Below are 24971 nucleotides of genomic sequence, written 5' to 3' on the forward strand. Positions count from 1 at the left end.
TCTCAACCGTCGCCGCTTTTTTTCCGCGCCATGGCTCGACTGAGTTTGCGCCTGGCTGACGCCAGGGCCTGGAGCCTGGCGTTGGCGGCTTGCCTGCTTTTCATTGGAGCTCAGGCATCGGCCTCGTCGGGCGCCGAGCGCGCTGGCGTCGCCGCCGTCATCCAGGACTATCTCGACGGCAGCAGCTACAACCGCAGCGATCAGTTGCGGCGCGCCTTTCATGCCGATGCCCGGCTCTACCTGAGCGGCAAGGACGGCGCCATGCGGGAGGTGGGCATCGCGGAGTACGCCGCCTGGTTCAACGATTCTCCGGGCCAGTTCAATGGTCGGGTGGGTCACTTGCTGAATGTGCAGGTCGATGGCGATATCGCCAGCGCCAAGGCCGAGATAGTGATGGGGCGTGAGCCCGCGCGATTCACCGATTTGTTCCTGCTGCGACGCTTTGAGGGCCAGTGGAAGATCATCAGCAAGACGGCCACCCGCCATGCTGGGCCGGCCCATGTCAAGCGGGTGCTGGTGGTGCTGTCCAATGTGAGCCAGATGCCTGGAACCACACTCGGCGCTGGCAATAGCTTTGTGGAGCTGGTGCATACCTATTCGCGCTTGCGTGAGGCCGGCTATGGCGTTCAGTTCGTCAGCCCGGAAGGCGGGGCGGTTCCCCTGGCCTATGTGGATACCCGCGACGTTGATCAGCGCGCCCATGTGTACGACGCCGACTTCATGTGGGCGCTGGCCCACAGCCGCAAGCCTGAGCAAGTCCAGGCCTCTGACTACGTGGCGTTGATGTACATGGGCGGCAGCGCAGCCATGTTCGGCGTGGCCGACAACCCGGCTGTGCGCGCCCTGGCTCTGCAGATCTACGAGCAGCAGTCGGGGCTGCTGGCGGCGGTCTGCCATGGCAGCGCGGGGCTCACCGAACTGCACCTGGCCGATGGCACGCCCCTGGTTCGCGGCAAGCGGGTCACAGGCTATCCCGATGCCTTCGAGAACAAGAACGCGGCCTACTACAAGAGCTTTCCCTTTTCGATCGAACAGCGCTTGTTGGAGCGCAAGGCCGTCTTCACCCAGGGCCCGCGCAACCAGCCGCATGTGGAAGTGGACGGTCGCCTGATCACAGGCATGAGCTGGGAGTCCACCCGTGATGTGGTGGCAGCCTTGCTGCGTCAGCTCGACGGCCGATTGAACCCCTCGCGCTGACCGGGCTCGGGATCAGTGGCGACGCTTCAGCCTGATCTCGAACAGGGCCGGCCACAACTTGCCCGTGACGAAAAGGCGCTTTCCGATCGCGTCCCAGGCGATGCCGTTGAGCACCTCGGGCGCGTCCTCGGCCTGCGGCTTGCGCGGCCCGCTGCGGGTTTGCGGCGGCAGCTGGCTGCGCAGGCCGCGCAGGTCGATCCAACCGCGCACCTGGCCGCTGGCCGGGTCGATGCGGGCGATGATGTCGGCCTGCCAGATGTTGGCGTAGATCTCCCCGTCCACCCATTCCAGCTCGTTGAGCTGGTCCACCGGCTGGCCCAGGGCGCGCACCGGGATGCGGCGCAGCTCGCGCAAGGTCTTGGGGTCGAGTACGCGCAGCTCGGCGCTGCCGTCGCTGAGGTAGAGGTGCTGCTCGTCGTGGGTCAGGCCCCAGCCTTCGCCGGGCAGCTTGTATTCGCGCTTGGGCTCGAAGCTCTTGAGGTCGAAGACAAAGACCTTGTGCGTCGTCCAGGTCAGCAGGTAGAGCTCGTCCTTCCAGGCCGTCAGGCCTTCGGCGAAATGCTCTTGCGCGATGTCCCGTTTCTGCAGCACCTGGCCATCGTCCAGGCGCACACGGCGGATGCTGGAGCGACCGTTCAGCCCCGTGCTCTCAAACAGCTGGCCGTCGCGGAACAGCAGGCCCTGGGTGAAGGCCGTGGGGTCATGCGGGTAACGCTTGACCACCTCGGGCTCGTCCACCGGCAAGGCCACGCGCTGCGCGCGCGCCGCCGGGCTCCAGCTCCCCAGAGCCAGCGCAGCGGCGAGCAAGGCCAGGTTCAGGCCATGGCGAAACCAGATGCGGCGGGTGTGCGGCAAGGCAGCAGGGGTCATGAGAACGGTGCGGTGGTTGAGAACGGGGGGGCGGCGCGGCGCAGGCCGCAGTGTGCCTCAGCTGGACCGGGGGTTACGGCAGTGCTGGGTTGCGTGTGACGGGCGCGCCGCCCTGTCCGTCACTCCGTCCGTCGATCCTTCAGTCGGGCAGCGGGCTCATGCCATCCACACCGCCGCGGCGAGGCAGGCCGTCCTCCGGCAAGGCCACCCAAGGTGCGCCATCGCTGCAAAAGTAGTGCCCGCTGGCACATGGCCACGCGTCGACGGCCGGGCCGCCAGCTTCGGGCCTGAGCACGGCACCGGCAGGCACGCCGATGATCTCGGGCATGCGCGAGTCCAGGGTGTAGAGATGGCTGCCGCAGTGGCCGCAGAAGAAGCGCCGGCCGTTTGCCGTGGGTGCGAACTCGCGCAAGGCGGCCTGACCCTGGATCTGCACGGCTTCCCCGGGCAGGCTGAGCCAGGAGCTGAAGGCGCCACCACTGAGCCGCCGGCATTGGCCGCAATGGCAGTGCATGAAACCGCGCGGTGCGGCGCTGCAGCTCAAGGAAGCGGCGCCGCAATAGCAGGCGGCGCGCCAGGTGGTGGGTTCCTTGATGGGATTCATGTCGACCGAGGCGATTCCAGAACCGGCTCTCGCAGCTGCATCACATTGCCCTCCGGGTCATGCCCGTCGCAGGCGCGAAAGCCGCGCATCTGCCACTCGCGCTCCGGGCCCAGCACATCGCCACCCAGTGCCCGGGCTCGCGCCCGCGCCGCGGCCAGGCTGGGCACGGGGAAGAAGAGCTTGAGGGCGCAGTCTTCGCGGCGTTCGGGCGGGCTGCTGATGCTGAAGCTGTCGGCAATTGCGCGGGGGATGCCATGCACTACCAGCTCCATGCCCGAGTCGGCACGCAGCACGCAGTGATCGTCGGCGCTGTGCATGCGTTGCAGGCCGAGCACGGCTTCGTAGAAGCGGGCCAGTGCGGGCACATCCTTGGCGAACACGACGGCGCCGAAAGCAAGGGCATCAGACGACATGGAGGCACTCCTGGCGGGACGATGAACCGGTGGGATGGCTTCAGACGGGCGCCGAGCGCGGGCCCACGAGGATCGCCATGCCCACCGAGCGTGGTGCGGTCGGCTTGAAACCAAATTGGGCATAGAGCTCATGGGCCTGGCCGTCGGCGATCAGGCTGACGTAGGCCGATTCGGGCAGCTCGGTCTCGATGTGTTTCATGATCTCGGCCATCACCCGCTTGCCCAGGCCGCGGCCTTGGTGGGCGGGCAGGACGGCGATGTCGGTCACCTGGTAGAAGCAGCCGCTGTCACCGATCAGGCGGCCCATGGCCACGGTCTCGCCCTGATGCTGAATCTGGACGGCAAACAAGCTGCCGGCCAGACCGCGGCGGGCGGCCTCCTCGGTCTTGGCGCTCAGGCCGCTGGCGCTGCGCAGATGGCGATAGGTCTCGATGCTGGGGGTGGCCAGCAGCACGGTGTAGGACAGTTCGTTTGCCTTCATGGATTCGCTGGTGCTTGGCTTGCTGGGCTCGACTCGCTGGGGCTCGGGCTTGCATGCATCAACAAGGGCGATTGCGCACGGAGCCGTGCCAGAGCGATGTCACGCTCCAGCTGTGCGCGCTCCGCGGCCAGGGCCTTGCTGCGGCGCCAGGCATGGGCGAGTGCTTCGGCGCTGCAGTCTTCACGGCTGAGCTGTTCGTCCAGACGCTTCTGATCTTGCGCGAGGGCACTCAAGCGCTCATGCAAAGGCTGCAAGCCGGCATCGACCGGCTGAACTGCTTGTGCCGACAGGAACCCGCAAGTGGCCAGTCCACAGACCACGAGCTTCATCATCATCTCCTTCATGCGGCATCCTCTCCTCATCAATGAGGCGCTCACTCAGCGCCCCGCCGCCCGCATGCCGGCCAGGGTGCGACCCAGCTCGATCACCGCGAAGGCATAGTAGCTGGACCAGTTGTAGCGGGTCAGCACATAAAAATTCTCGGTGCCGATCCAGTAGCTCGGTGCGGCCTCGCCGTTTTGCAGCTCCACCACGGCGAGCAGCTGCTTGGGCGGGTGCTCCAGCGCAGCTTCGCTGGGCTCCGCGCCGGCAGCGCGCAGTTCTTGCACGGTGAAGCTGGGCTTGATGTCGGGAGCCAGCAGACGCGCGCGGGCGCTGGTGTCCACCGGCATGGCCAGGCTGTAGTGGGTGGGCAGGCCGCGCTGCCAGCCGTGGCGGGCCAGGTAGTGGGCGACGCTGCCGATGGCATCGGCCGGGCTTTGGATCAGGTCGATGTGGCCGTCACCGTCAAAGTCCACGGCATAGCGGTTCCAACTGCCGGGCATGAACTGCGGCCAGCCCATGGCGCCCGCGTAGGAGCCTTTGACCTCGGCGGGATTGAGGCCCTCGCGGCGGCAGAGCTTGAGGAACTCGGCCAGTTCGCTGCGGAAAAAAGAGCTGCGGTCGCTGCGGCCGCTGGGGAACTCGAAGGCCAGGGTGGCCAGCGCGTCCAGCACCGAAAAGCCGCCGGTGATCTGACCGTAAAAGGTCTCGACGCCGATCAGGCCGGCAATCAGCTCGGCCGGCACGCCGTACTCGTTCTCGGCGCGGGCCAGGCTGGCGGCGTTCTGCTCCCAGAATCGCAGGCCGGCCTGCAGGCGGCGCGGCTCGACAAAACGGGCGCGGTAGGCCGCCCAATCCTTGGCCGTGCCGGCCGGCGGCGGCATGATCAGGCGCTGCACCGTGGGGTGGATGTGGGCCTGTGCCAATTGCTGCTGCAGGCGCTGCAGGCTGGCTTCGTCCCAGCCTTGCTCGCTGGCCAGGCCGGCGGCAAAGGCCAGCACATCGGGCCGGCTGCCCAAGGGCTTGAGCGCCACCGGCTTGGCCTTGGCTTTGGCTGGCGGTTTGGCGGCCGGCTTGGCGCTCCGCTTGGCCGCAGTCTTTGCCGGGGCCTTTTTAGGCCTGCTTGTTGGGCTGCCGGCCTCCGTGATGGCAGAGGCCGCGGCGAGGCTGGTGCTGGGTGCACTCAGACCCAGCAGCAGGCCTGCGCAGAAGATCAGCCCCGCGCAGCGTCCACGCAGCCAGGGTGACGGTGGCGCTGACATTTGGGAAACGGGGGCGTGCGGCCGCACGGGGGAGTGGAAGAGCAAAGAAGGCAGACGCATCGAAAAAGCAAGCAAGCAAGCAGGCGGGCAGGCAGACAGACAGAAAGACAAGACATCCAATCGATCAGAAAACGGGGCCCAGCATACCCGGCTTGCTGCCGCCTCCATCGTCGCCCATGGCACTGAAGCAGGGCGTCAGGGCCTCAGCCGCGGCATTGCTGGCAGGCGCTGCGGAAGGCCAGCAGCCAGCGCCGCCGTTCGCGCCACCCCGCTGTCTGGGCTTCGGCGCCCCGGCCGTAGCGCGCGAGCTCCTGTGCCTGCAGCAGGCGCGCGGCCGGCTCGGCCCTGGCACCGAAGCGAGCGCGTAGCATCTGCGCCCAGGCGCCCGGCCCTTGATGCGGGCCGGCCTCGAGCAGGCCCAGGGCCTGCAGCTCACGCAAGACCTGGCCCCGCTGGCGGCTCCAGGCGTCTTGCGGGCGGTGGCGCTGCCAGAGGCTCCAGGCGGCGCCCAGCAGTCCAAGGGCGGCGATCACGCCGGCGCTGAGCTGGCCCAGGGCGGCCCAGTCGGGCTGGCTGACGCCCAGTTGCTTGAGCAGGTCGAACTGGTTCTGGCGCGAGTAGTTGAGCACCTGCTGCTGCCAGCGGTTGTTGAGCAGCTCCCAGCCGCGGCGCAGGTTCAGCCACAGCGTGGGGTTGATCTGACCCAGGGCATTGGCGAGCAGGCCCGGCGGCGGGCGCAAGGCCTGACCCTGCAGCACCCGCTCGGGCGCCACGGCCGCCGTGGGGTCGGCGCGCAGCCAGCCGCGGCCAGGCAGCCAGTACTCGGCCCAGGCGTGGGCATTGCTGTTGCGCACGATCCAGTAGCCGTCCTGCGGCATCGGGTCCATGCCCTGGAAGCCGGTGACCACGCGCGCCGGCACGCCCATGGCCCGCAGCACCACGACAAAGGCCGAGGCAAAGTGCTCGCAAAAGCCCAGGCGCCGGTCCAGCCAGAACTCGTCGATCAGATGCGGCGACTCGGCGCCGTAGCGGCCCGGCGCGAGCGTGTAGATGAAGTCGGCGCTGCGGATGTGGGCCAGCACCGCCTCGACCAGACGGGGCGTCAGCTGCGCTTCCTCCAGGCCCGCATAGCGCGGCTGGCGGCGCAGATCGGCCGCCCATTGCAGGGTGCGCGGGTTCAGGCCCGGCGGCAGATCCAGGTAGTTCTGCAGCACCAGCTCGTTCTGCTGCGGGCCATGGCGGTAGTCGCGGTAGGTGCTGGTGCTCAGGCGCACGCGCTCGGTGATGGGGCGCGGGGCCTGCCACTGCAGCTCCGGCGCGCGACGCAGGCTCAGCCCGTCCAGCTCCAGGGCCTCGCCGGCCTGGCCGGGGCTCATCTCCAGCAGGGGCAGCACGCTGATGCGCAGCGGCTCCAGGGTCAGCTCGTAGCGCAGGGGTGCGCCGCTCAGCGTCAGCCTGTCGCTGCGTCCGGGCCAGGTCTGCGGGGCGGGCCGCCAGCTGCGGCCGTCAAACTGGGCCAGCACCGGGCCGCGGAAGTAGCGCGCCTCGGGCGGTGGCGGCGCTTGATCGCCCTCGAAGCGCAGGCGCATGGCGACCGCCTCGTCGTTGGCGATCTCGGCCATGGCGCCAAACTCCATGGTGTTGGACAGGCCGGTGCGGCCGACGGCATCCGTCGGCGCGCCCCAGAGCGGCGCGATGCGTGGGAACAGCAGGAAGAGCAGCACCATCACCGGCAGGCCCCAGGCCGTGGTGCTCGCCGCCTGGGCTGCGGCCATGCGCAGGCTGGGCTGGCCCACAGGCATCTGCGCCAGCACCAGGGCGCTGAGCAGGGCCCAGACGCTGGCCAGCATCCAGATCGCCGTCAACAGCGACTGGGAGTAGAAGAAATTGGTCAGCACCAGGAAGAAGCCGAGGAAGAACACGACGAAGGCGTCGCGCCGCGCGCGCAGCTCCAGGGTCTTGAGCGCCATCAGCATCACCAGCATGGTGATGCCAGCCTCGCGGCCCAGCAGGGTGCGGTGGGTCAGCCAGGTCAGCGCGGCGGTGAGCAGGAGCACGGCCACCAGGGCCCAGCGCCCGGGCAAGGCCTGACCCCGCCAGGCCAGCCAGCCGCGCCAGCCCAGCACCAGGGCCGTGATGCCGCTGGCCCAGGCCGGCAGGTGATCCAGATGGGGCAGCAGCACGGCGGCGATGGTGGCCAGCAGGAACAGGGTGTCGCGCGCCTCGCGCGGCAGGCTGCCAGAGCGTTGGACCATGGGGATGCCGGCGCGGCTCATGCTAGGCCCTCGCTCTCATCCTCGTGCGGAGTGTCCAAGGTCTCGGTCTGACCATGCCGGGCCAGGGCGCGCAGGCAGGCTTGCTGCTGCGCCGGGCCCAGGGCGGGCGGCCATTCCTGGCCGTCCAGGCGCAGGCCGTAGGGCCTCTGCAATGCTTCGGCCGCCAAGAGCCAGGCGCACAGGCGCGACAGGCGTTGCTCTTCATCGGCCAGGCCGGCGGTGTCGCGCCAGTCCAGCCACAGCTCTTGCGAGGCCAGGGCCTGGCTGTCGCGCACCCAGAGCGGCGCGCCGAGCACGCCGCTGTCCAGGCTCAGCGCAGCTTTCTTCCACAGCACCTGGCGCATGGAGTCCCCGCGCTGGTAGCCCCGCACGCCGTCCAGTTCCAGCCCGGGCTGGCGCAGGCCGCGGGTCTGAGCTTGCGCCTGCCCCTCGCCGCCGCCGGCGCTTTCGGGGAAGGGCGGTGGCGAGCGCTCGGGCTGCGGATAAACCCACAGCCCGGCCGCGGGCCGCCAGACGCTCCAGGCGCGGAACAGGCCGAGCGGAAAGCGGCTCATGATCTGCAAGGCTGGCAGCGGGTGGTGGCCGCGTGCCGGGCTGGCAAAGCGCAGCTGCAGCGGCGCCTGGTCGCGCGCCGGCACATCGGTCCAGGCGAACTCGCTGCCGGTCTTGAAACTGGACAGGCGCTGCGGCTGCACGGCCAGGCTCACGCCCCAGCGCGGCCGCGCGTCGTCGTTGTGCAGGCGCAGCTCCAGTTGCACATCGTCGCCCGCGAACACGGGCTCGGGCGCTTTGAGCTCCAGCTTCAGCCCTTGCAGATTGCCGTGCGTGCTGTGCATGGAGGCCAGGCCCGCACCGCCGAGCAAAAAAGTCAGCAGATAGCCCAGGCTCAGCTGCTCGTTGATCGAGGCCAGCAGCAGAACCAGCAAGGTGGCGCAGAAGAACAGCCCGGGCCGGCTGGGCAGGATGTAGAGGTTGCGCTGGCTGAGCTGCCATTGGTCGCTGCGCTGGTGGCGCGCCAGCCACCAGGCCTGCCAGCGTTGGCGCAGCGGGCTTGCGGTTGTCAGGGCCATGGCGCGGGCTCAGGGCAGGGCGATGGCCTCGATCATGGCCCTCACCTGCTCGCGAGGCCCGCGCCCCGCGCCGGCCTTGGGTCGCAGGCGGTGGGCGATGGTCTGCGGCAGGATGGCCTGGACATCGTCCGGCGAGACGAAATCGCGCCCCTCCAGCAAGGCCCGCGCGCGCGCCGCACGCAGCACGCCCAGACCGGCCCGCGGGCTCAGGCCCTCGCGAAACCACTCGCCCGAGCGGGTGGCCTTGATCAGCGCTTGCAGGTAATCCAGCAGGGCCGGTGCGGCATGGATGTTTCGCACTGCGGCCTGGGTGGCCAGCAGCTGCGCGGGCGTCATCACCGGGCGCAGGGCGCGCAAGGCCTCGCGGCTGTCCTGGCCGGCCAGCAGCTCGCGCTCGGCGGCTTCGTCCGGGTAACCGAGCGAGATGCCCATCAGGAAGCGATCCAGCTGCGATTCGGGCAAGGGGTAGGTGCCGAGCTGCTCGCTGGGGTTTTGCGTGGCGATCACAAAAAAGGGTTGGGGCAGGGCGTGGCTGGCGCCGTCGATGCTGACCTGGTTCTCCTCCATGGCCTCGAGCAGGGCGCTCTGGGTCTTGGGGCCAGCGCGGTTGATCTCGTCGGCCAGCAGCACCTGGGCGAACACCGGGCCCGGGTGGAAGACAAAGCCGGCCTTCTCACGCTCGTAGATGCTGACGCCGAGCAGGTCCGAGGGCATGAGGTCGGCGGTGAACTGAAGGCGCGAGAACTGCAGGCCCAGGCTGATGGCGAGGGCATGGGCCAGGGTGGTCTTGCCGACGCCGGGCAGGTCTTCGATCAGCAGGTGGCCGCCGGCAATCAGGCAGGCCAGTCCGTCGCGGATCTGCGCCGATTTGCCCTTGATGATCGTGCTAACCTGCTGCTGCAAAGCCGTCAGTTGCGCTGCGCTGTCTTGTAGGGTCTGTGTTTCACGCGTCATGCAGGACACCATAGCGGAAAACCGTGCGGCTGGTTCCGTCCCCTCAACTTTGCGCCCCCATGTCGACAGCCTATTTCAGCCACCCCGACTGCCGCCGGCATGACATGGGCCCTGGCCACCCGGAATGCCCGCAGCGCCTGACGGCCATCGACGACTGGCTGCTGGCCACCGGCATCGACCAGGCGCTGGAGCGCCACGAGGCTCCGCTGGTGGATCTGGCCGCCGTGGAGCGCGCGCACAGCCACAGCTATGTGGCCGAGCTGGCCGATCTGCTGCAAGGCCTGGCCGAGCGTGGCGAATCGCATGCGGTGGACCCGGACACCGTGGCCACGCCCCACACCTGGGCCGCCACCTTGCGCGCCGCGGGTGCGGCCGTGCGGGCCACCGATCTGGTGATTGATGGTGGCGCTGAGAACGCGTTTTGCGCCGTGCGCCCGCCTGGCCACCATGCCACGCGCGACCAGACCATGGGTTTTTGCTTTTTCAACAATGTGGCCGTGGCGGCGCGTCATGCGCTGGACGACCGCGGCCTCAAGCGTGTGGCCATCGTCGACTTCGACGTGCACCACGGCAATGGCACCGAGGACATCATCGCCGGCGATGACCGCGTGCTGATGGTCAGCATCTTTCAGCACCCGCTCTACCCCTACAACGGCGCCGTGCCCAAGGGCGAGAACATGGTCAATGTGCCAGTGCCGGCCTACACCCGGGGCATGGAGGTGCGCTCCATGATCGAGGCCATGTGGCTGCCGGCGCTGGAGCGTTTCAAGCCGCAGATGATCTTCATCTCGGCCGGTTTTGATGCCCACCGCGAGGACGATCTGGGTCAGCTCGGCCTGGTGGAATCCGACTACGAGTGGATCACCCAGCGCATCAAGGATGTGGCCGAGCGCCATGCCCAGGGCCGCATCGTGTCCTGCCTGGAGGGCGGCTACAACCTCGATGCGCTGGCGCGCAGCGTGGGTGTGCATCTGCGGGTGCTGGCCGGCATCTGAACCCTGGCGGCGGCGTTTCGGCCGCCGCCTTCCTTTTCACTGATTTCTCTTCTTCACGCAGGCTTCACAGGCCTGCGCTTCACTGAGCGCATGAGCACGAGCAACAGCAAACCGATCGATTTCCAAGAACTTCATGCCTTGACCGCGGCCCTGTTCAGCCCGACCGCCTTGGTCGGTCTGGTGGTGCTGGTGGCCTGCCTGGGCCTGTCCTGGCTGGTGGTCAGCGTGCTGAACCGGCGCGTGGCCCACCGGCCGGCGTCCGTGCTGTTTGGCCGTCATGTGGTGGACGGCGCGCTGTTCCCCGTGCTGGCCCTGCTGCTGGCCTTGCTGGCCAAGCAGGTGCTGCCGCACTTCGGCCTGTCGCCGGCGGTGTTCAAGCTGGCGGTGCCGGTGCTGGTGTCCCTGCTCGCGATTCGCATGACGGTGCGCGTGCTCAGCGCGGCCATGCCCACCTCGGGCCTGGTCAAGGTGATCGAGCGCACGGTCTCCTGGATGGCCTGGGGCGGCTCCATCCTCTGGGTGACGGGCGTGCTGCCCTGGTTTCTGGAGGAGCTGGATGCGATCGATTTCAAGGTCGGGGTGACCAAGATCTCGCTGCGCAATCTGATCGAAGGCTCCTTCACCGCGGTGGTGGTGCTGGTCCTGGCCTTGTGGGTGTCGTCCGTGATCGAGGCGCGCTTGCTGCGCGGCGGCGGCATGGACCTGTCCCTGCGCAAGATCGCCGCCAACATCACCCGTGCCTTGCTCTTGCTGGTGGGCCTCTTGTTTGCCTTGTCGGCGGCCGGCATCGACCTGACGGCGCTGGGCGTGCTGGGTGGTGCGCTGGGCGTGGGTATCGGTCTGGGCCTGCAGCGCCTGGCGGCCAATTACGTCTCGGGCTTTGTCATCCTGGCCGAGCGCTCGCTGCGCATCGGCGACATGGTCCGGGTCGACAATTTCGAGGGTCGCATCAGCGACATCAAGACCCGCTACACCGTGATCCGCGCGCTCAATGGCCGCGAGGCCGTGGTGCCCAACGAGATGATGATCACCCAGCGGGTGGAGAACTCCTCGCTGGCCGATCCCAAGGTGCTGCTCAGCACCGTGGTGCAGGTGGCGTACGGGACCGATGTCGAGGATCTGATCCCCAAGCTGGTGGCGCGGGTGGGCGAGGTGCCCCGCGTGCTCGGCGAGCCCGGTCCTTCGGTGCAACTGAGCAGCTTTGCCGCCGACGGCCTGGAGCTGACCGTGTTCTTCTGGATCGCCGATCCCGAGAACGGCCAGGGCGGCGTGCGCTCCGATGTCAATCTGGCCATCCTGCGCCTGCTCAATGGCATGAACATCGAGATCCCCTTCCCGCAGCGGGTGGTGCGGCAGGCCTAGCGTTGTCTGGTCGCGGCACAGAGCAGCCGCTGGTTTTTCTCGTGAGGCCCTGCCGCCCGTGCCGCCACTGGGCTCATGGTTCCGGGGTCGGCCCTGACGGGCCGACTTCCCTGCGCTGCTCGCGCCTCGGGGCTGGCGCATAACTCACTTCGCTCCCTGCGTTCGCTTCGTTCAGACAGAAGCGCCAAGTCAGTACTTGAAGCGCACGAGTCGCTGTGCGGCTCGGCCCGGCACAAATCGCCCGGCAGCGGCACGGGCTGCAGGGCGCTTGCATCGCGGGCGATGTGCCCCTTCCACGGTGGAACACGCCACTTCCGGAGGTGGCTCGGCCCGCCGACGGGCGATTTGTGCGCGGCCGAGGGCGCAGCGGAGCGGCTCAGGCGCGCGTGCTCGCGCGCTTCAACCTTTGACTCGGCGCCACTGTTTGACCACAGTGAGCGCAGCGAACGGAGGGAGTTTGGCGCCGCTGAGCCGCGGAGTGAGCAGCGAGGGGAGTCGGCTCGCAGAGCCGACCCGCGAACCATGAGCCCGGCGGCGGGCCGAGACACCGCAGCGAGAGTGACGAGCACAACGATGGTCCGCGATGTGCCGAGAACGAGAACGAAAAAAGCCGGCATCGCTGCCGGCTCTTCTGATGGGCTGGTGGGCGCTGCGATCAGCCCGCGTTCACCGGAATGCTCACCGTCTTGCCGCTGGCGATGCGTTCCTTCCAGTCGGCCGGGCCGGTGATGTGGGCGCTGGTGCCGCCGGCATCCACGGCCACGGTCACCGGCATGTCGACCACGTCGAACTCGTAGATCGCTTCCATGCCCAGGTCGGCGAAGCCGACCACGGGCGCGGCCTTGATGGCCTTGCTGACCAGGTAGGCGGCGCCGCCCACGGCCATCAGGTAGGCGCTCTGGTTGTCCTTGATGGCTTCAATCGCAACCGGGCCGCGCTCGGCCTTGCCGACCATGGCGATCAGGCCGGTCTTCTCCAGCATCATGCGGGTGAAGCCGTCCATGCGGGTGGCGGTGGTCGGGCCGGCGGGGCCCACCACTTCTTCGCGCACCGGATCGACCGGGCCGACGTAGTAAATGACGCGGTTGGTGAAGTCCACCGGCAGCTTTTCGCCCTTGGCCAACATGTCGGCGATGCGCTTGTGCGCGGCGTCGCGGCCGGTCAGCATCTTGCCGTTCAAGAGCAAGGTATCGCCCGGCTTCCAGCTGGCCACTTCTTCCTTGGTCAGGGTATTCAGGTCGACGCGCTTGCTCTTGTTGTAGTCCGGCGCCCACTTCACATCGGGCCAGAGGTCCAGGCTGGGCGGCTCGATGAAGGCCGGGCCCGAGCCGTCGAGCACGAAGTGGCCGTGGCGGGTGGCGGCGCAGTTGGGGATCATGGCCACCGGCTTGCTGGCCGCGTGGGTGGGGTAGGTCTTGATCTTGATGTCCAGCACCGTGGTCAGGCCGCCCAATCCTTGGGCGCCGATGCCCAGGGCATTGACCTTCTCGTAGAGCTCGATGCGCAGCTCTTCGAGCTTGTTCTGCGGGCCGCGGGCCAGCAGCTCGTACATATCGATGTCGTCCATCAAGGACTCTTTGGCCATCAGCATGGCCTTCTCGGCCGTGCCGCCGACGCCGATGCCCAGCATGCCCGGCGGGCACCAGCCCGCGCCCATCAGGGGCACGGTCTTGAGCACCCAGTCGACCAGGTTGTCGCTGGGATTCATCATCACGAACTTGCTCTTGTTCTCGGAGCCACCGCCCTTGGCGGCCACCATCACATCGACCGTGTCACCGGGCACCAGGGTCATGTTGATGACGGCGGGTGTGTTGTCCTTGGTGTTCTTGCGCTCGAAGATCGGGTCGTTCAGCACCGAGGCGCGCAGCTTGTTGTCCGGGTGGTTGTAGGCCTGGCGCACGCCCTCGTTGATCGCATCCTCGATCGAGCCGGGGAAGTCCACGAAGCGCACATTCATGCCGATCTTCAGGAACACATTGACGATGCCGGTGTCCTGGCAGATCGGGCGACGGCCCTCGGCGCACATCTTCGAGTTGGTCAGGATCTGCGCGATCGCGTCCTTGGCGGCCGGGCTTTGCTCGCGCTCGTAGGCGCGGGCCAGATGGGCGATGTAGTCAGCCGGGTGGTAGTAGCTGATGTATTGCAGGGCGCCGGCGACGCTGTCAACCAGATCTTGGTAGCGAATCTGTGTGCTCATGGTGTGAGTCCGTACAGGGGAGGGGAGAAGTGGGAGGAACTGAGAAATTCTTGCGGCATCATGCCGGGCTGAGCTTGCGGGGCGCTGAATGGGCCGGGACATCCAGGACGAGATGGCCGGCCGGGCGCGCCAGGTCAAGCATGCCCACCAGTGTAATGTCGAGGAGGATCCCGTCGTGACCCCAGCCCTGCGCCGTTTCTTTGCCAGCGAGTCCGCCAGCGGCATCATCCTCGCCTGCGCCGCCGTGCTGGCCTTGATCATCAGCAACTCGCCCTGGGCCGAGGCCTACCAGGCCTTCACTCGCATCCCGGGCGAGGTGCGCATCGGCGATGGCGCCGGCGGTACGGCCCTGCTGCTGGCCAAGCCCTTGCTGGTGTGGGTCAATGACCTCTGGATGGCCGTGTTCTTCTTCCTCGTCGGCCTAGAGATCAAGCGCGAGTTTGTGGCGGGCGAGTTGGCCTCGCGCCGCCAGGCGGTGCTGCCGGCGGTGGCCGCCCTGGGCGGCATGGTGGTGCCGGCCCTGATCTACAGCGCCATCAACTGGGGCGATGCCCAGGCCCTGCGCGGCTGGGCGATTCCGGCGGCGACCGACATTGCCTTTGCCATCGGCATCGTCATGCTGCTGGGCTCGCGCGTGCCGGCCTCGCTCAAGGTCTTCCTGACGGCCGTGGCCATCATCGATGACCTGGGCGCCATCGTCGTGATCGCCTTGTTTTACACGCAGCAGCTGTCCCTGCTGATGCTGGGCCTGGCGGCCTTGTGCCTGCTGGGCCTGGCCTTGTTGAACCGCGCCGGTGTGATGCGCAGCGATGTCTACATTGTGCTGGGCCTGCTGCTGTGGCTGTGCGTGCTCAAGTCGGGCGTGCATGCCACTCTGGCCGGCGTGGCCACGGCCCTCTTCATCCCCATGCACGACCCCAAAGGCGGTCACTCGCCGCTGGAGACCCTGGAGCATGGCCTCCATCCCTGGGTGTCGTTCCTGATCCTGCCCATGTTTGCCTTTGCCAATGCCGGGGTCTCGCTGGCGGGCCTGAGCCCTGCGGCCTTGCTGGAGCCTCTGCCTCTCGGCATTGCCGCCGGACTGGTGCTGGGCAAGGCCCTGGGCGTGTTCGGCAGCGCCTGGCTGTTGATCAAAACCGGCGCGGCCAGCCGGCCGCAGGGCGCCAGCTGGACTCAGTTCTTCGGCGTCTGCGTGCTCTGCGGCATTGGTTTCACCATGAGCCTCTTCATCGGTGGCCTGGCCTTTGCCGGCCTGGATCCGAGCTTTGAGACGCGGGTCAAGCTGGGCGTGCTGAGCGGCTCACTCCTGGCCGGAGTCTTGGGCGCCTTGATCCTGAGCAAGGCGGCGCCGGCGGCGAGCAGGTAAAAATTCCCCAAGCGCTGGGCTGCTGCGGGGCAGCCCAGGAAAAACGCTCAAGCTCGACGGCATCGGGTCGAAGAAGCAGACTGGCGCGGGATGGCGTTCGGCCGGTGCTGACGCGTCATTTGCGTGCCAGATTTGTCAGTTTGGGGCTGCGTCGCTTCGCAAGTCGGATCTTTGTCATGAGACCGAGCTTCAATGGCTTCGCAGCGACTTCTTCGTCGTCATTCATCCGCTCGATCTCAGAAAAGGAACCCGCTATGAAATCCTTGCCTGTCCACGCTGCCCCGTGCTCCTTCGCGGTCTCTGCCGCACCGGCTCTCTTGATGAGCTTGGTCGCGCCGGCCTTGCTGGCGTTCTCCGCGCTTTTGCCGCGCCCGGCCCTGGCGGCCGACGGCGGTGCCACGCCTGAACAGGCGGTGGCCATGGTCAAGAAGGGCGTGGCCTTCATCAAGAAGGAAGGCAAGGAAAAGGGCTACGCCGAGATCTCGGTCAAGGGTGGTCAGTTCAGCTTTGAGGATCTCTATTTGGTGGTCTATGGACTGGACGGCGTCGTCCATGCACATGGGGCCAACATCAAGATGGTGGGCAAGAACCTGATCGATCTGAAGGACGTGGACGGCAAGGCCTTCGTCAAGGAGCGCGTGGAGATGGGCAAGGCCAAGCCCAGCTTCTGGCAGGACTACAAGTTCACCAATCCCGAGACCAAGAAGATCGAGCCCAAGAGCATGTACTGCGAGCGGCTCGAAGAGACGGTGGTTTGCGGCGGCATCTACAAGTAAAACAAAACGCCCGCCTGCATCATGTGCACCATCCCCAGGGAGTCCTATGAAACTCGCAAGCAAATTGCTCGCCGCCCCGCTGTTGACCGCGGTCCTCGTGTTCGGCGCCGGGCAGATCAATGCCATTTTTCTGAGTCGAGCGGCGAGCGAAAACCGCGCCAGCTTTGAGGCGCAAAAAGATGTCTTTCGCACTCTGACCAGCTCGCGCGAGCAATTGGCCTTGGTTCATGCCAGCGTCTACCGCACGCTGACCATCATTGCGTCGCTGGACGAAGCCAAGGTCAAGAGCGTGCGTGATGACTTGGCATTGCAGCTGGCGGGCGTCAAACGGGTCACCCTGGCTCTGGGGGATTCACCGGCGGCCGATGAAGATGTCAAGTCCGCCGCTGAGAAACTCGGTGTGCTGATCGACAAGTACTTGAAGCAGGCCGATTCCGCCCTGGACCTGGCCACCATGGACCCCAATATTGGCGTGGCGTCCATGCAGGAGGCGGACGCTACCTTCAAGGCCCTGGCCGCGCAGATGAATGCGGTGGTCGAGCATGCGGACGAGTTCGCCACTGCGAGCATGGATGCATCGGACCGGACCTCCAAGCACCTGGCCTGGGGCTTGGGAGCCTTGGGTCTGCTATGCGGTGTGCTGGCCGTGACCGCGTCCTGGCTGATGCAGCGGGCCCTGACCGCCGAGCTGCGCCGTGCGGCCGATCTGGCCAACGAGGTGGCGGCAGGCAACCTGACCATCGATGCCAGCAGTCAGCGCCAGGACGAGGTCGGTGATCTGATGCGGGCCCTGGCGGCCATGGCCGCACAGCTGGGGCGTTCGTTGCGCACGGTGATGGCCTCGTCGGAATCCATCCGCACCGCCAGTGCCGAGATCGCCCATGGCAATCAGGACCTGAGCACCCGCACCGAGCAGACGGCCTCCAATCTGCAGCAGGCAGCCTCGTCCATGGATCACCTGACCGGCACGGTCAAGCACTCCGCCAGTTCTGCCGGCGAGGCCAACCGCCTGGCCGCCACGGCGGCCGAGGTGGCAGCGCGCGGCGGCGAGGTGGTGGCCCAGGTGGTCAGCACCATGGAGGACATCAACACCAGCTCGCGCAAGATCGGCGACATCATCGGCGTGATCGACAGCATTGCCTTTCAGACCAATATCCTTGCTTTGAATGCCGCGGTGGAAGCGGCCCGGGCGGGCGATCAAGGCCGGGGTTTTGCGGTGGTGGCCAGCGAGGTGCGCTCCCTGGCCCAGCGCAGCGCCCAGGCGGCGCGTGAGATCAAGACCTTGATCGGCGCCTCGGTGGACAAGGTCGAGGGCGGCACCCGCCTGGTGGCCGATGCTGGCCGCACCATGGATGAGATCGTGGCCAGTGTGCAGAAGGTATCCGACATCATTGGCGACATCTCCTCGGCCGCCGCCGCGCAGTCCAGCGGCATCGGTGAGGTGAATTCATCGGTTTTGCAGCTGGATCAGATGACGCAGCAGAACGCGGCCTTGGTCGAGCAATCGGCGGCAGCGGCCGAGAGTCTCAAGGAACAGGCGGTGCGGCTGGCCGAGGTGGTTCACACCTTTCGCCTGGGTGACGAGCAGCCGGGTTGAGCTGCAGAAGCCCCCCGCGGGCATGGGGTCCAGCGGGTCTCCATGGGGCCTGCAAAAGCGAAACGGCCGCCCTTGGGCGGCCGTTGTTCTTGGCCAGGCCCCAGCGTGGGGCAGCGTGCTTCAGTGAGCTGACTCTTTGCCGTGGCTGCTGTTGAGCAGCTTGTCGGTGTAGGCAATGGCGATGGCCGAGAACAGGAAGGCGATGTGGATCAAGGTCTGCCACATCAGCGTTTTCTCGCTGTAGTTGTCGGCGTTGATGAAGGTCTTGAGCAGGTGGATGGACGAGATGCCGATGATGGCGGTGGCCAGCTTGACCTTGAGCACCGAGGCGTTCACATGGCTCAGCCATTCGGGCTGGTCGGGGTGGCCGTCCAGGCCCATGCGCGACACAAAGGTCTCGTAGCCGCCGACGATCACCATGATCAGCAGGTTGGAGATCATCACCACATCGATCAGGCCCAGCACCACCAGCATCAGGATGGTCTCGTTGAGCTTGGCAATCGGTTCATAGCCAATCACGGCTCCGGTCGCGTCCTTGATGGCGGTGGCCTTGTAGCCAATGCTCTTGACCAACATGCCCAGGGCGTCCTGGTTGCCAAAGGCCGCTTCAATCAGATGGACCAGCTCGGTCCAGAACTGGAACACATAGACCGCCTGCGCCAGGATCAGTCCCAGGTACAGGGGCAGCTGCAGCCAGCGGCTGGCGAAGATGACGTTGGGCAAGGGGCGCAAAGGGCGCGACGGTGTGCTCATAGGGTTTTCACTCGGTGGTCGATTTGAACTGGCGCGATTCTAGGGGCCGCGCTTTGCATGCCCATGAAGGCAGGCCCCGAACTTGTTGATTCCCCAGGAGAAAACAGCAGGCCGAGGCAGGGCAGCCCAGGGTGTGCGAACAGAGGAAGGCGTGGCTGGCACGCGCTTCGGTACGCTGAGTTACCGCGCTAGAGTAAGCGCTTCGTCAGAGACAAGACGCACAGTTGCAAACATTCGCACAGTTTGCAATCAAGCCCTGCCCGAGGAGACACCTTCATGAGCGAGACACAAGCGTACCTGCCCAGCGCCGCCTGGCAAGAACAGGCCCACGTCAAGGGCATGGCCGCCTATCAGGCCCTGGTGGCCGAGAGCGAAGCCGATTACGAGGGCTATTGGGCCCGTCTGGCGCGCGAGTTCGTCACCTGGCAGACGCCCTTCACCCAGGTGCTCAACGAGAGCAACGCCCCGTTTTTCAAGTGGTTCGAAGACGGCCGCCTGAACGTCTCCTACAACTGCCTGGACCGCAATGTCGAGCGCGGCCTGGGCGACAAGGTCGCCATCATTTTTGAAGCCGACGATGGCGCGGTCACCAAGGTCACCTACAGCGAGCTGTTGGCCAAGACGGCCCAGCTGGCCAATGTGCTGAAGTCGCGCGGCGTGAAGAAGGGCGACCGCGTCGTCATCTACATGTCGATGTCGGTCGAGGGTGTCGCGGCCATGCAGGCCTGCGCCCGCATCGGCGCCACCCACTCGGTGGTGTTCGGTGGCTTCTCGGCGCAGAGCCTGCGCGACCGGGTGCAGGATGCCGGCGCTGTGATGGTCATTACAGCCGATGAGCAATTGCGGGGCGGCAAGGCCTTGCCGCTCAAATCCATCGTCGATGAAGCCCTGGCCGATGGCAGTTGCCCCACGCTCAAGGACGTGATCGTCTACCAGCGCACCGGCGGCAAGATCGGCTGGGTCGAGGGCCGCGACCATTGGCTGCACGAGTTGCTGTCCACTCAGTCCACCGTTTGCGAGCCCGAGTGGGTCGAGGCCGAGCACCCGCTGTTCCTGCTCTACACCTCCGGGTCCACCGGCAAGCCCAAGGGCGTCCAGCATTCCAGCGGTGGCTATCTGCTGCATGCCGCGCTGACCACCAAGTGGACCTTCGACCTCAAGGACAACGATGTGTTCTGGTGCACGGCCGATATCGGCTGGGTCACCGGCCACAGCTACATCGCCTACGGCCCATTGGCTCTGGGCGGCACCGAGATCGTGTTCGAGGGCGTGCCCACCTACCCGGATGCCGGCCGCTTCTGGAAGATGATCGAGAAGCACAAGGTCAGCATCTTCTACACCGCGCCCACGGCCATCCGCTCGCTGATCAAGGCGGCCGAGACCAGCGAAGCCGTGCATCCGGCTCGTTATGACCTGAGCAGCCTGCGCCTGCTGGGCTCGGTCGGTGAGCCCATCAATCCCGCCGCCTGGGAGTGGTACCACAAGCATGTCGGTGGCGGCCGCTGCCCCATCGTCGACACCTTCTGGCAGACCGAAACCGGCGGCCACATGATCACGCCGCTGCCGGGTGCCACGCCCCTAATTCCGGGCTCCTGCACCTTGCCCTTCCCGGGCATCACCACCGCCATCGTCGATGAGACCGGCAACGATGTGCCCAATGGTCAAGGCGGCATCCTAGTCGTCAAGAAGCCCTGGCCTTCGATGATCCGCACCATCTGGAACGACCCTGAACGTTTCAAGAAGAGCTACTACCCGAGCGAGCTCAAGGGCTACTACCTGGCAGGCGACGGCGCGATCCGTGACGCCGACACCGGCTACTTCACCATCACCGGCCGCATCGACGATGTGCTGAATGTGTCCGGCCACCGCATGGGCACGATGGAGATCGAGTCGGCCCTGGTCAGCTGCACCGAGCTGGTGGCCGAAGCCGCCGTGGTCGGCCGCCCGGACGACACCACGGGCGAGGCCATCTGTGCCTTCGTGGTGCTCAAGCGCCCCCGTCCTTCGGGTGACGAGGCCAAGGCCATCGCCAAGCAACTGCGCGACCATGTGGCCAAGGAAATCGGCCCGATTGCCAAGCCCAAGGACATTCGCTTCGGCGACAACCTGCCCAAGACCCGTTCCGGCAAGATCATGCGCCGCCTGCTGCGCTCGGTCGCCAAGGGCGAAGCCGTCACCCAGGACACCAGCACGCTGGAGAACCCGGCCATCCTCGAACAACTGGGGCAGGCTTACTGACCCTGGTGCTTGAGTCGCGCTTGAGCGCGAGGGCAGCGCAGCTGCTGGCGAGGTTTCGGGGATCACTCATATCGCGCAGCGATGTGGGGGATCATCAGAACCCGGCCATCCTCGAGCCACTGGGTCAGGCTTACTGACGCCGCGGCTCCAGAAAAACAAACAGGCCCCGCGGGGCCTGTTTTTACGTGCTGGGCTGAAAGAGCTGTTGGCCCTTCAGCGGGGTGGCTTCACTTGGCGCTCAGCACCCAGGTGGCCAGTTGCTTGGCTTCAGCCGCGCTCACCTGCGTGTTGGCCGGCATGGGCACGGGGCCCCAGACGCCGGAGCCGCCCTTGATGATCTTGTCGGCCAGCTTGGTGGCGGCGTCCTTGTCCTTGGCGTACTTGGCAGCGACATCCTTGTAGGCCGGGCCGACCAGTTTCTTGTCGACGGCGTGGCAGGCCATGCAGTTTTTCTTTTGTGCCAGTTCAGCGTTGGCGAAAGCGGCCGGTGCAGCGGCGGCGGTGGCCAGAGCGGCCAGAATGAATGCGAACTTCATGACTTCCTTTCGGGGGCAGACCAAGGGGCAATTCCGCAGATGCCGGTCGGCTTTGTGCTCTACAGTTCAGGCCAACCAGCGCTGGGAGAATTGTAGTGTTCAGCAATGGGCTTGAACTGCTTGCGCAAGGGGTTTCTCTCTATGTTGTTTTTGGCCATAGGTGTCTTGGCGGTGTTGCTGAAATGGCTGGGCGTCGAGCCTGTGGCCAGCAGCAGTTGGTTCCTGGTGTTGCTGCCCTTTGGTCTGGCCGTGGCCTGGTGGGCCTGGGCCGATGGCACCGGCTACACCCAGCGCAAGGCCATGCAGCGCATGGATGAAAAGAAAGCCGCGCGGCGCGAGAAGGCCATGGAAGCGCTGGGTCAACTTGACCCGAACAAGAAAAAAGGCAAGCGCTGAGCCCTGATGGCCTGAAGCACAGGCTTTTCTTGCCCTTCTGCGGGCGTCGGTCAGGCCCTTGAGTCGGCCGCGTCAATGGCGCCGCACTCCGTGATGCAAGCCGCGAGTTGTGCCCCTCTCGCGACGGTTTCGAGCCCGCCTCCGCCTCAGCACAAGCGACTTGCGCCGCTCCAATCCACCTGTCTTGTTCAGCACTTGCACCGCAGCGACCATGCCGCCAGTTCCAAATTTCTCGCCAGCCAAAGCACGGGCTTCGTTTCGCGGCCTGTGGCTGACGCTCGCGGGCGGGGCCGCGTTGATCATCATCGTGCTGGCCCTGCTCAAGCTGCAGCGCGAGCGCCCCGTCGCGCCGGTTGAGGCGCCGTCGGCGCCGGCGGCTGCTGCCGTGGAGCCCGCAGCCCCGCCAGCGCCGGCCCTGCCGCCGCCCAGCGAGTTTGCTGCGCCCGCCCGCCTGGAGTTGCTGGCCGGTGATGGCCATGCCGGCTTGCGCGAGGGCCCGCGCGCGCAAGCGCGATTTGCCGATCCTTACGGCATCGCCGTCGATGCAGCCGGCGTGATCTACATCAGCGATGGCGGCGACAGCAACCGCATCCGGCGCTTGCGAACCGACGGGCAGGTGGACACCCTCAGTGGCGGCGTCGAAGGCTTCCGTGACGGCCCGCTGGCCGAGGCTGCGTTCCACACCCCTTCGGGCCTGGCGGTCGATGCGCAGGGCAATCTCTTTGTCGCCGACACCGGCAACCATGCCATTCGCAAGATCAGCCCGCAGGGCCAGGTCAGCACCGTGGCCGGCAATGGCCAGCCGGGCTTTCGCGACGGCCCGGCCGAGCAGGCCCGCTTCAACGGTCCACTGGGCGTGGCGGTGGGGCGCGATGGCTCGGTCTATGTGGCGGACAGTTACAACGACCGCATCCGTGTCATCAGCCCTGCGGGCCAGGTGCGCACCCTGGCCGGAAGCGCCTGGCCGGGCGAGCAGGATGGACCGGGCGCCAAGGCCCGGTTCGACACGCCGACCGCCCTGACTGTGGACGAACAGGATCGCGTCTGGGTGCTGGACAGCCGCAATGACGCGGTGCGCCTGGTGCAGCCGGACGGCACGGTCAGCACCTTTGCGCGCGGCGATGAGGAGGACGAAGAGGAACTGCTGCGCCGCCCCTTGAGCCTGACGCGCAGCCACGACGGCTACCTTTACGTCGGTGTCCTGCGCCGGGGTGCCTTGCTGCAGATCGCGCCGGATGGCCGCGTGCACCGCCTCAGCGGTGGACCGCGCGCCCACCTGGCCCGGCCCGCCGGGCTGGCGCTGACGCCGCGCGGTGAGCTCTTGATCACCGACGCGGCCTCGTTTCGCATCCATCGCCTGAGCTGGGGGCAGGGCGAGCCGGAAGACGCCAGCACCGCGCCGCGCGCCGATGTCGGGCCTGCGCCCGATCTGGCCTTGCCGCGCACCGAAGGGCGTTGGCCGCTGCTGCCCCAGCAGAGCTGGCACGAGGTGGTGGGCACGCCGGGCGAGGTGCGCGGCCGCCGCGGCGGCGATGCGCGCGACCATCTGCATGAGGGCTTGGATGTGAAGGGCGATGTCGGCGAGCTGGTGGTGGCCATGGCCGATGCCAAAGTCAGCAGCCCGCTGGCCAACTGGGCCTACGGCAGCAATGCCGAGGGCCTGTCTCTGGATCGTCTGGCCTACATCCACATCCGGGTGGGGCGTGACAAGCGGGGCCATCTGCTCAACCCTCGGCAGTTCCAGCTGGTGCTCGATGCGGCTGGTCGGCCCGAGCGCATCCGCGTGCGTCGCGGCACGCGTTTCGCGGCGGGCGATGCCCTCGGCAACATCAATCACATGGCCCATGTGCACATCAATTTGGGCACAGGCGGCTACCACCGCAACCCCTTGCAAATGGGCTTTGCCAGTTTCAGCGACCAGCAGCCGCCCTTGATCGAGGGCATCGAAGTCTTTGACGTCGCAGGGCGGCGCTTGCGGCAGCTGGAGCAGGGGCGCCTGCGCCTGCCTGCCGATTGGCGTGAGCTGCAGTTTGTGGTCGATGCCTGGGACCAGGTCGATGGCAACGAGGAGCGCCGCCGCCTGGGCCTGCACAGCCTGGGCTACCAGCTGCTGCACGAGGACGGCCGACCGGTCACTGGTTTCGAGCAGCCGCGCATGACGCTGGATTTCAGCCGCCTGCCGGTGGACGACAAGGCGGTCAAGCAGGCCTATGCCGCGCGCAGCGGCGTGACCGTGCATGGCAGCGCCGTTACGCGCTTTCGCTACCAGCTGGGGGCGCAGGTGCGCGATGGGCTCAGTGCGCCCTCAGCGCTGTTGGATGCACCCTTACCGCCGGGAGATTATCTGCTCCGCGTGATCGCCCGCGACCAGCAGGGCAATGAGGCGCAGCTGCGCCGTGATCTGGCCGTGAGAGTCCGTTGACTGAGTGCAGTCAGGATTTCAGACCAGGCCCTGCTTGCTCGCCAGCACAGCGGCTTCGGCGCGGCTGGACACATTGAGCTTCTTGTAGATGCTCTTGATGTGGTCGTTGACCGTGAACCACTTGATGCCCATCAGGTTGGCGATTTCCTTGATGGTGAAGCCCTTGCTGAGGTAGGTGAGGACTTCGCTTTCGCGCGGAGTCAGCCGTTCCCACTCGGGCGGTGGGTCGAGCACCACGCCGCGACCGTTGCCGAAGGTGCTGTGCACCCCGGAGGACGACAAGGTGCCGAAGCCTGAATTCAGGGCCATGGGGCCGCTGTCGCCGCTGGAGTTGGGGCGGAAGTGTGAGAGCAGGCGGCGCGCAATCGCCGGTGACAGCGGCGGCTGGCCCTTGACGATGCGTTGCAGTTCTTCGACCAGCACCTCGAAGCGGTCTTCCTTCAGCAAATAGCCGTCGGCGCCGCATTGCAGGGCGGGGAAGAGATGGTCATCGTCCGAGTACAGGGTGGTGACGATCTTCAGCGCCGGCGAGCCGGCCATCTCGGCCAGCAGCTCCATGCCGTTGCCATCGGGTAACTCCAGATCCACCAGCACCAGGCGGAAGCTGGCCTCCGGGTCGCTCTGGCTTAACTGGCTGATGTGGCGGCGCGCGCCTTCCAGGTCGCCGGCTTCGGAGATGTCCATGGGATCGCTGAAGCTCTCGCGCACCACGCGGCAGAGAAAGCTCCGGGCAACCGGGTTGTCTTCAATGATCAGTACTTTGACGGCCATAGTGAGAAGGTCAGCACAAATTCCATCCTAGCGCACAACCGCCACCCGAAGCCGTCGCGGAGACAGCTGTTTACACATCCCGGCTCGGCTGTTGTCCGAGCGCTGCGTCACAAG

At 66.7% G+C, this 24971-nt stretch carries 22 protein-coding genes; 9 read left to right on the forward strand and 13 right to left on the reverse strand.

The window, feature by feature from the left end; translation table 11 throughout:
• The first annotated feature begins 30 nt into the window (after nt 1-30).
• A complete protein-coding gene (locus AC1Q6P_RS08895) occupies nt 31-1197 on the forward strand; it encodes a nuclear transport factor 2 family protein (RefSeq protein WP_492663604.1) in 1167 nt (388 codons plus the stop codon).
• Between the two features lie 12 nt (nt 1198-1209).
• Here AC1Q6P_RS08895 and AC1Q6P_RS08900 read toward each other — a convergent pair whose 3' ends face one another.
• The 9 genes from AC1Q6P_RS08900 to AC1Q6P_RS08940 all read right to left on the reverse strand — a co-directional run bounded on the left by AC1Q6P_RS08900 (nt 1210) and on the right by AC1Q6P_RS08940 (nt 9448).
• Nucleotides 1210-2067 carry a glutaminyl-peptide cyclotransferase gene (locus tag AC1Q6P_RS08900; RefSeq protein WP_492663603.1) on the reverse strand — a complete coding sequence of 286 codons (858 nt, stop codon included), beginning with the start codon at nt 2065-2067 and terminating at the stop codon, nt 1210-1212.
• Nucleotides 2068-2206: 139 nt separating this feature from the next.
• A complete protein-coding gene (locus AC1Q6P_RS08905) occupies nt 2207-2671 on the reverse strand; it encodes a GFA family protein (RefSeq protein WP_492663602.1) in 465 nt (154 codons plus the stop codon).
• The gene (locus tag AC1Q6P_RS08910) at nt 2668-3084 is read right to left on the reverse strand and encodes a VOC family protein (RefSeq protein WP_492663601.1); all 417 of its coding nucleotides are present in this window, start codon (nt 3082-3084) and stop codon (nt 2668-2670) included. The genes AC1Q6P_RS08905 and AC1Q6P_RS08910 overlap by 4 nt, the downstream gene beginning before the upstream one ends.
• 40 nt (nt 3085-3124) lie before the next feature.
• Nucleotides 3125-3565, reverse strand: a complete 441-nt coding sequence (locus AC1Q6P_RS08915) for a GNAT family N-acetyltransferase (RefSeq protein WP_492663600.1) — start codon at nt 3563-3565, stop codon at nt 3125-3127.
• On the reverse strand, nt 3562-3909 hold the full coding sequence (locus AC1Q6P_RS08920) for a hypothetical protein (RefSeq protein ID WP_492663599.1): 348 nt from the start codon (nt 3907-3909) through the stop codon (nt 3562-3564). The genes AC1Q6P_RS08915 and AC1Q6P_RS08920 overlap by 4 nt, the downstream gene beginning before the upstream one ends.
• A gap of 33 nt (nt 3910-3942) precedes the next feature.
• Nucleotides 3943-4920: a lytic murein transglycosylase B gene (mltB, locus tag AC1Q6P_RS08925; RefSeq protein ID WP_492663598.1), complete on the reverse strand. Its 978-nt coding sequence runs from the start codon at nt 4918-4920 to the stop codon at nt 3943-3945.
• Nucleotides 4921-5351: 431 nt separating this feature from the next.
• On the reverse strand, nt 5352-7424 hold the full coding sequence (locus tag AC1Q6P_RS08930) for a transglutaminase TgpA family protein (protein WP_492663597.1): 2073 nt from the start codon (nt 7422-7424) through the stop codon (nt 5352-5354).
• Nucleotides 7421-8494: a DUF58 domain-containing protein gene (locus AC1Q6P_RS08935; RefSeq protein ID WP_492663596.1), complete on the reverse strand. Its 1074-nt coding sequence runs from the start codon at nt 8492-8494 to the stop codon at nt 7421-7423. Before AC1Q6P_RS08935 ends, AC1Q6P_RS08930 begins: the two co-directional genes overlap by 4 nt.
• Before the next feature lie 9 nt (nt 8495-8503).
• Nucleotides 8504-9448 carry an AAA family ATPase gene (locus tag AC1Q6P_RS08940; protein WP_492663595.1) on the reverse strand — a complete coding sequence of 315 codons (945 nt, stop codon included), beginning with the start codon at nt 9446-9448 and terminating at the stop codon, nt 8504-8506.
• Between the two features lie 59 nt (nt 9449-9507).
• Here AC1Q6P_RS08940 and AC1Q6P_RS08945 point away from each other — a divergent pair, with 59 nt between their 5' ends.
• A complete protein-coding gene (locus tag AC1Q6P_RS08945; protein ID WP_492663594.1) occupies nt 9508-10443 on the forward strand; it encodes a histone deacetylase family protein in 936 nt (311 codons plus the stop codon).
• Between the two features lie 90 nt (nt 10444-10533).
• Nucleotides 10534-11805, forward strand: a complete 1272-nt coding sequence (locus AC1Q6P_RS08950) for a mechanosensitive ion channel family protein (protein ID WP_492663593.1) — start codon at nt 10534-10536, stop codon at nt 11803-11805.
• Nucleotides 11806-12460: 655 nt separating this feature from the next.
• Here the strand turns inward: AC1Q6P_RS08950 and AC1Q6P_RS08955 are convergent.
• Entirely contained in the window at nt 12461-14002 is a 1542-nt protein-coding gene (locus AC1Q6P_RS08955) for a fumarate hydratase (RefSeq protein WP_492663592.1), read from the reverse strand.
• 88 nt (nt 14003-14090) lie between these two features.
• Between AC1Q6P_RS08955 and nhaA the strand changes: the two genes are divergently transcribed.
• The 3 genes from nhaA to AC1Q6P_RS08970 all read left to right on the forward strand — a co-directional run bounded on the left by nhaA (nt 14091) and on the right by AC1Q6P_RS08970 (nt 17741).
• Complete coding sequence (gene nhaA / locus AC1Q6P_RS08960) at nt 14091-15368, forward strand: Na+/H+ antiporter NhaA (RefSeq protein WP_492663591.1); 1278 nt, start codon at nt 14091-14093, stop codon at nt 15366-15368.
• A gap of 320 nt (nt 15369-15688) precedes the next feature.
• Entirely contained in the window at nt 15689-16144 is a 456-nt protein-coding gene (locus AC1Q6P_RS08965) for a cache domain-containing protein (protein ID WP_171826429.1), read from the forward strand.
• A 46-nt stretch (nt 16145-16190) separates the two neighbouring features.
• Nucleotides 16191-17741, forward strand: coding sequence for a methyl-accepting chemotaxis protein (locus AC1Q6P_RS08970; protein WP_171826149.1), 1551 nt, complete (start codon nt 16191-16193; stop codon nt 17739-17741).
• Nucleotides 17742-17861: 120 nt separating this feature from the next.
• On the opposite strand, the gene AC1Q6P_RS08975 is transcribed toward AC1Q6P_RS08970, so the two are convergent.
• Nucleotides 17862-18494, reverse strand: coding sequence for a TIGR00645 family protein (locus tag AC1Q6P_RS08975; RefSeq protein ID WP_492663590.1), 633 nt, complete (start codon nt 18492-18494; stop codon nt 17862-17864).
• A gap of 276 nt (nt 18495-18770) precedes the next feature.
• Here AC1Q6P_RS08975 and acs point away from each other — a divergent pair, with 276 nt between their 5' ends.
• Nucleotides 18771-20732 (forward strand): acetate--CoA ligase, encoded by a 1962-nt coding sequence (acs, locus tag AC1Q6P_RS08980; protein ID WP_492663589.1) that lies wholly within the window; start codon nt 18771-18773, stop codon nt 20730-20732.
• A gap of 227 nt (nt 20733-20959) precedes the next feature.
• On the opposite strand, the gene AC1Q6P_RS08985 is transcribed toward acs, so the two are convergent.
• Nucleotides 20960-21268: a c-type cytochrome gene (locus AC1Q6P_RS08985; RefSeq protein ID WP_492663588.1), complete on the reverse strand. Its 309-nt coding sequence runs from the start codon at nt 21266-21268 to the stop codon at nt 20960-20962.
• Between the two features lie 141 nt (nt 21269-21409).
• Here AC1Q6P_RS08985 and AC1Q6P_RS08990 point away from each other — a divergent pair, with 141 nt between their 5' ends.
• The gene (locus AC1Q6P_RS08990; protein ID WP_102770114.1) at nt 21410-21664 is read left to right on the forward strand and encodes a TIGR04438 family Trp-rich protein; all 255 of its coding nucleotides are present in this window, start codon (nt 21410-21412) and stop codon (nt 21662-21664) included.
• 211 nt (nt 21665-21875) lie between these two features.
• Nucleotides 21876-24086, forward strand: a complete 2211-nt coding sequence (locus AC1Q6P_RS08995; RefSeq protein ID WP_492663586.1) for an NHL repeat-containing protein — start codon at nt 21876-21878, stop codon at nt 24084-24086.
• An 18-nt stretch (nt 24087-24104) separates the two neighbouring features.
• On the opposite strand, the gene AC1Q6P_RS09000 is transcribed toward AC1Q6P_RS08995, so the two are convergent.
• Nucleotides 24105-24857 (reverse strand): LuxR C-terminal-related transcriptional regulator, encoded by a 753-nt coding sequence (locus AC1Q6P_RS09000; RefSeq protein ID WP_271009165.1) that lies wholly within the window; start codon nt 24855-24857, stop codon nt 24105-24107.
• Between the last annotated feature and the right edge of the window lie 114 nt (nt 24858-24971).

The organism is Roseateles sp. GW835-FHT13E02, assembly GCF_058794035.1.

Excerpts from the sequence above, each read along its gene's own strand:
- AC1Q6P_RS08975 (WP_492663590.1), bottom strand. The coding sequence starts at position 18,494 with ATGAGCACACCGTCGCGCCCTTTGCGCCCCTTGCCCAACGTCATCTTC.
- AC1Q6P_RS08920 (WP_492663599.1), bottom strand. The coding sequence starts at position 3,909 with ATGAAGGAGATGATGATGAAGCTCGTGGTCTGTGGACTGGCCACTTGC.
- AC1Q6P_RS08900 (WP_492663603.1), bottom strand. The coding sequence starts at position 2,067 with ATGACCCCTGCTGCCTTGCCGCACACCCGCCGCATCTGGTTTCGCCAT.
- AC1Q6P_RS08985 (WP_492663588.1), bottom strand. The coding sequence starts at position 21,268 with ATGAAGTTCGCATTCATTCTGGCCGCTCTGGCCACCGCCGCCGCTGCA.
- AC1Q6P_RS08940 (WP_492663595.1), bottom strand. The coding sequence starts at position 9,448 with ATGACGCGTGAAACACAGACCCTACAAGACAGCGCAGCGCAACTGACG.
- AC1Q6P_RS08950 (WP_492663593.1), top strand. The coding sequence starts at position 10,534 with ATGAGCACGAGCAACAGCAAACCGATCGATTTCCAAGAACTTCATGCC.
- acs (WP_492663589.1), top strand. The coding sequence starts at position 18,771 with ATGAGCGAGACACAAGCGTACCTGCCCAGCGCCGCCTGGCAAGAACAG.
- AC1Q6P_RS09000 (WP_271009165.1), bottom strand. The coding sequence starts at position 24,857 with ATGGCCGTCAAAGTACTGATCATTGAAGACAACCCGGTTGCCCGGAGC.
- AC1Q6P_RS08905 (WP_492663602.1), bottom strand. The coding sequence starts at position 2,671 with ATGAATCCCATCAAGGAACCCACCACCTGGCGCGCCGCCTGCTATTGC.
- AC1Q6P_RS08895 (WP_492663604.1), top strand. The coding sequence starts at position 31 with ATGGCTCGACTGAGTTTGCGCCTGGCTGACGCCAGGGCCTGGAGCCTG.
- AC1Q6P_RS08970 (WP_171826149.1), top strand. The coding sequence starts at position 16,191 with ATGAAACTCGCAAGCAAATTGCTCGCCGCCCCGCTGTTGACCGCGGTC.
- AC1Q6P_RS08915 (WP_492663600.1), bottom strand. The coding sequence starts at position 3,565 with ATGAAGGCAAACGAACTGTCCTACACCGTGCTGCTGGCCACCCCCAGC.
- AC1Q6P_RS08935 (WP_492663596.1), bottom strand. The coding sequence starts at position 8,494 with ATGGCCCTGACAACCGCAAGCCCGCTGCGCCAACGCTGGCAGGCCTGG.
- AC1Q6P_RS08990 (WP_102770114.1), top strand. The coding sequence starts at position 21,410 with ATGTTGTTTTTGGCCATAGGTGTCTTGGCGGTGTTGCTGAAATGGCTG.
- AC1Q6P_RS08945 (WP_492663594.1), top strand. The coding sequence starts at position 9,508 with ATGTCGACAGCCTATTTCAGCCACCCCGACTGCCGCCGGCATGACATG.
- nhaA (WP_492663591.1), top strand. The coding sequence starts at position 14,091 with ATGGGCCGGGACATCCAGGACGAGATGGCCGGCCGGGCGCGCCAGGTC.
- AC1Q6P_RS08930 (WP_492663597.1), bottom strand. The coding sequence starts at position 7,424 with ATGAGCCGCGCCGGCATCCCCATGGTCCAACGCTCTGGCAGCCTGCCG.
- AC1Q6P_RS08910 (WP_492663601.1), bottom strand. The coding sequence starts at position 3,084 with ATGTCGTCTGATGCCCTTGCTTTCGGCGCCGTCGTGTTCGCCAAGGAT.
- AC1Q6P_RS08995 (WP_492663586.1), top strand. The coding sequence starts at position 21,876 with ATGCCGCCAGTTCCAAATTTCTCGCCAGCCAAAGCACGGGCTTCGTTT.
- AC1Q6P_RS08955 (WP_492663592.1), bottom strand. The coding sequence starts at position 14,002 with ATGAGCACACAGATTCGCTACCAAGATCTGGTTGACAGCGTCGCCGGC.
- AC1Q6P_RS08965 (WP_171826429.1), top strand. The coding sequence starts at position 15,689 with ATGAGCTTGGTCGCGCCGGCCTTGCTGGCGTTCTCCGCGCTTTTGCCG.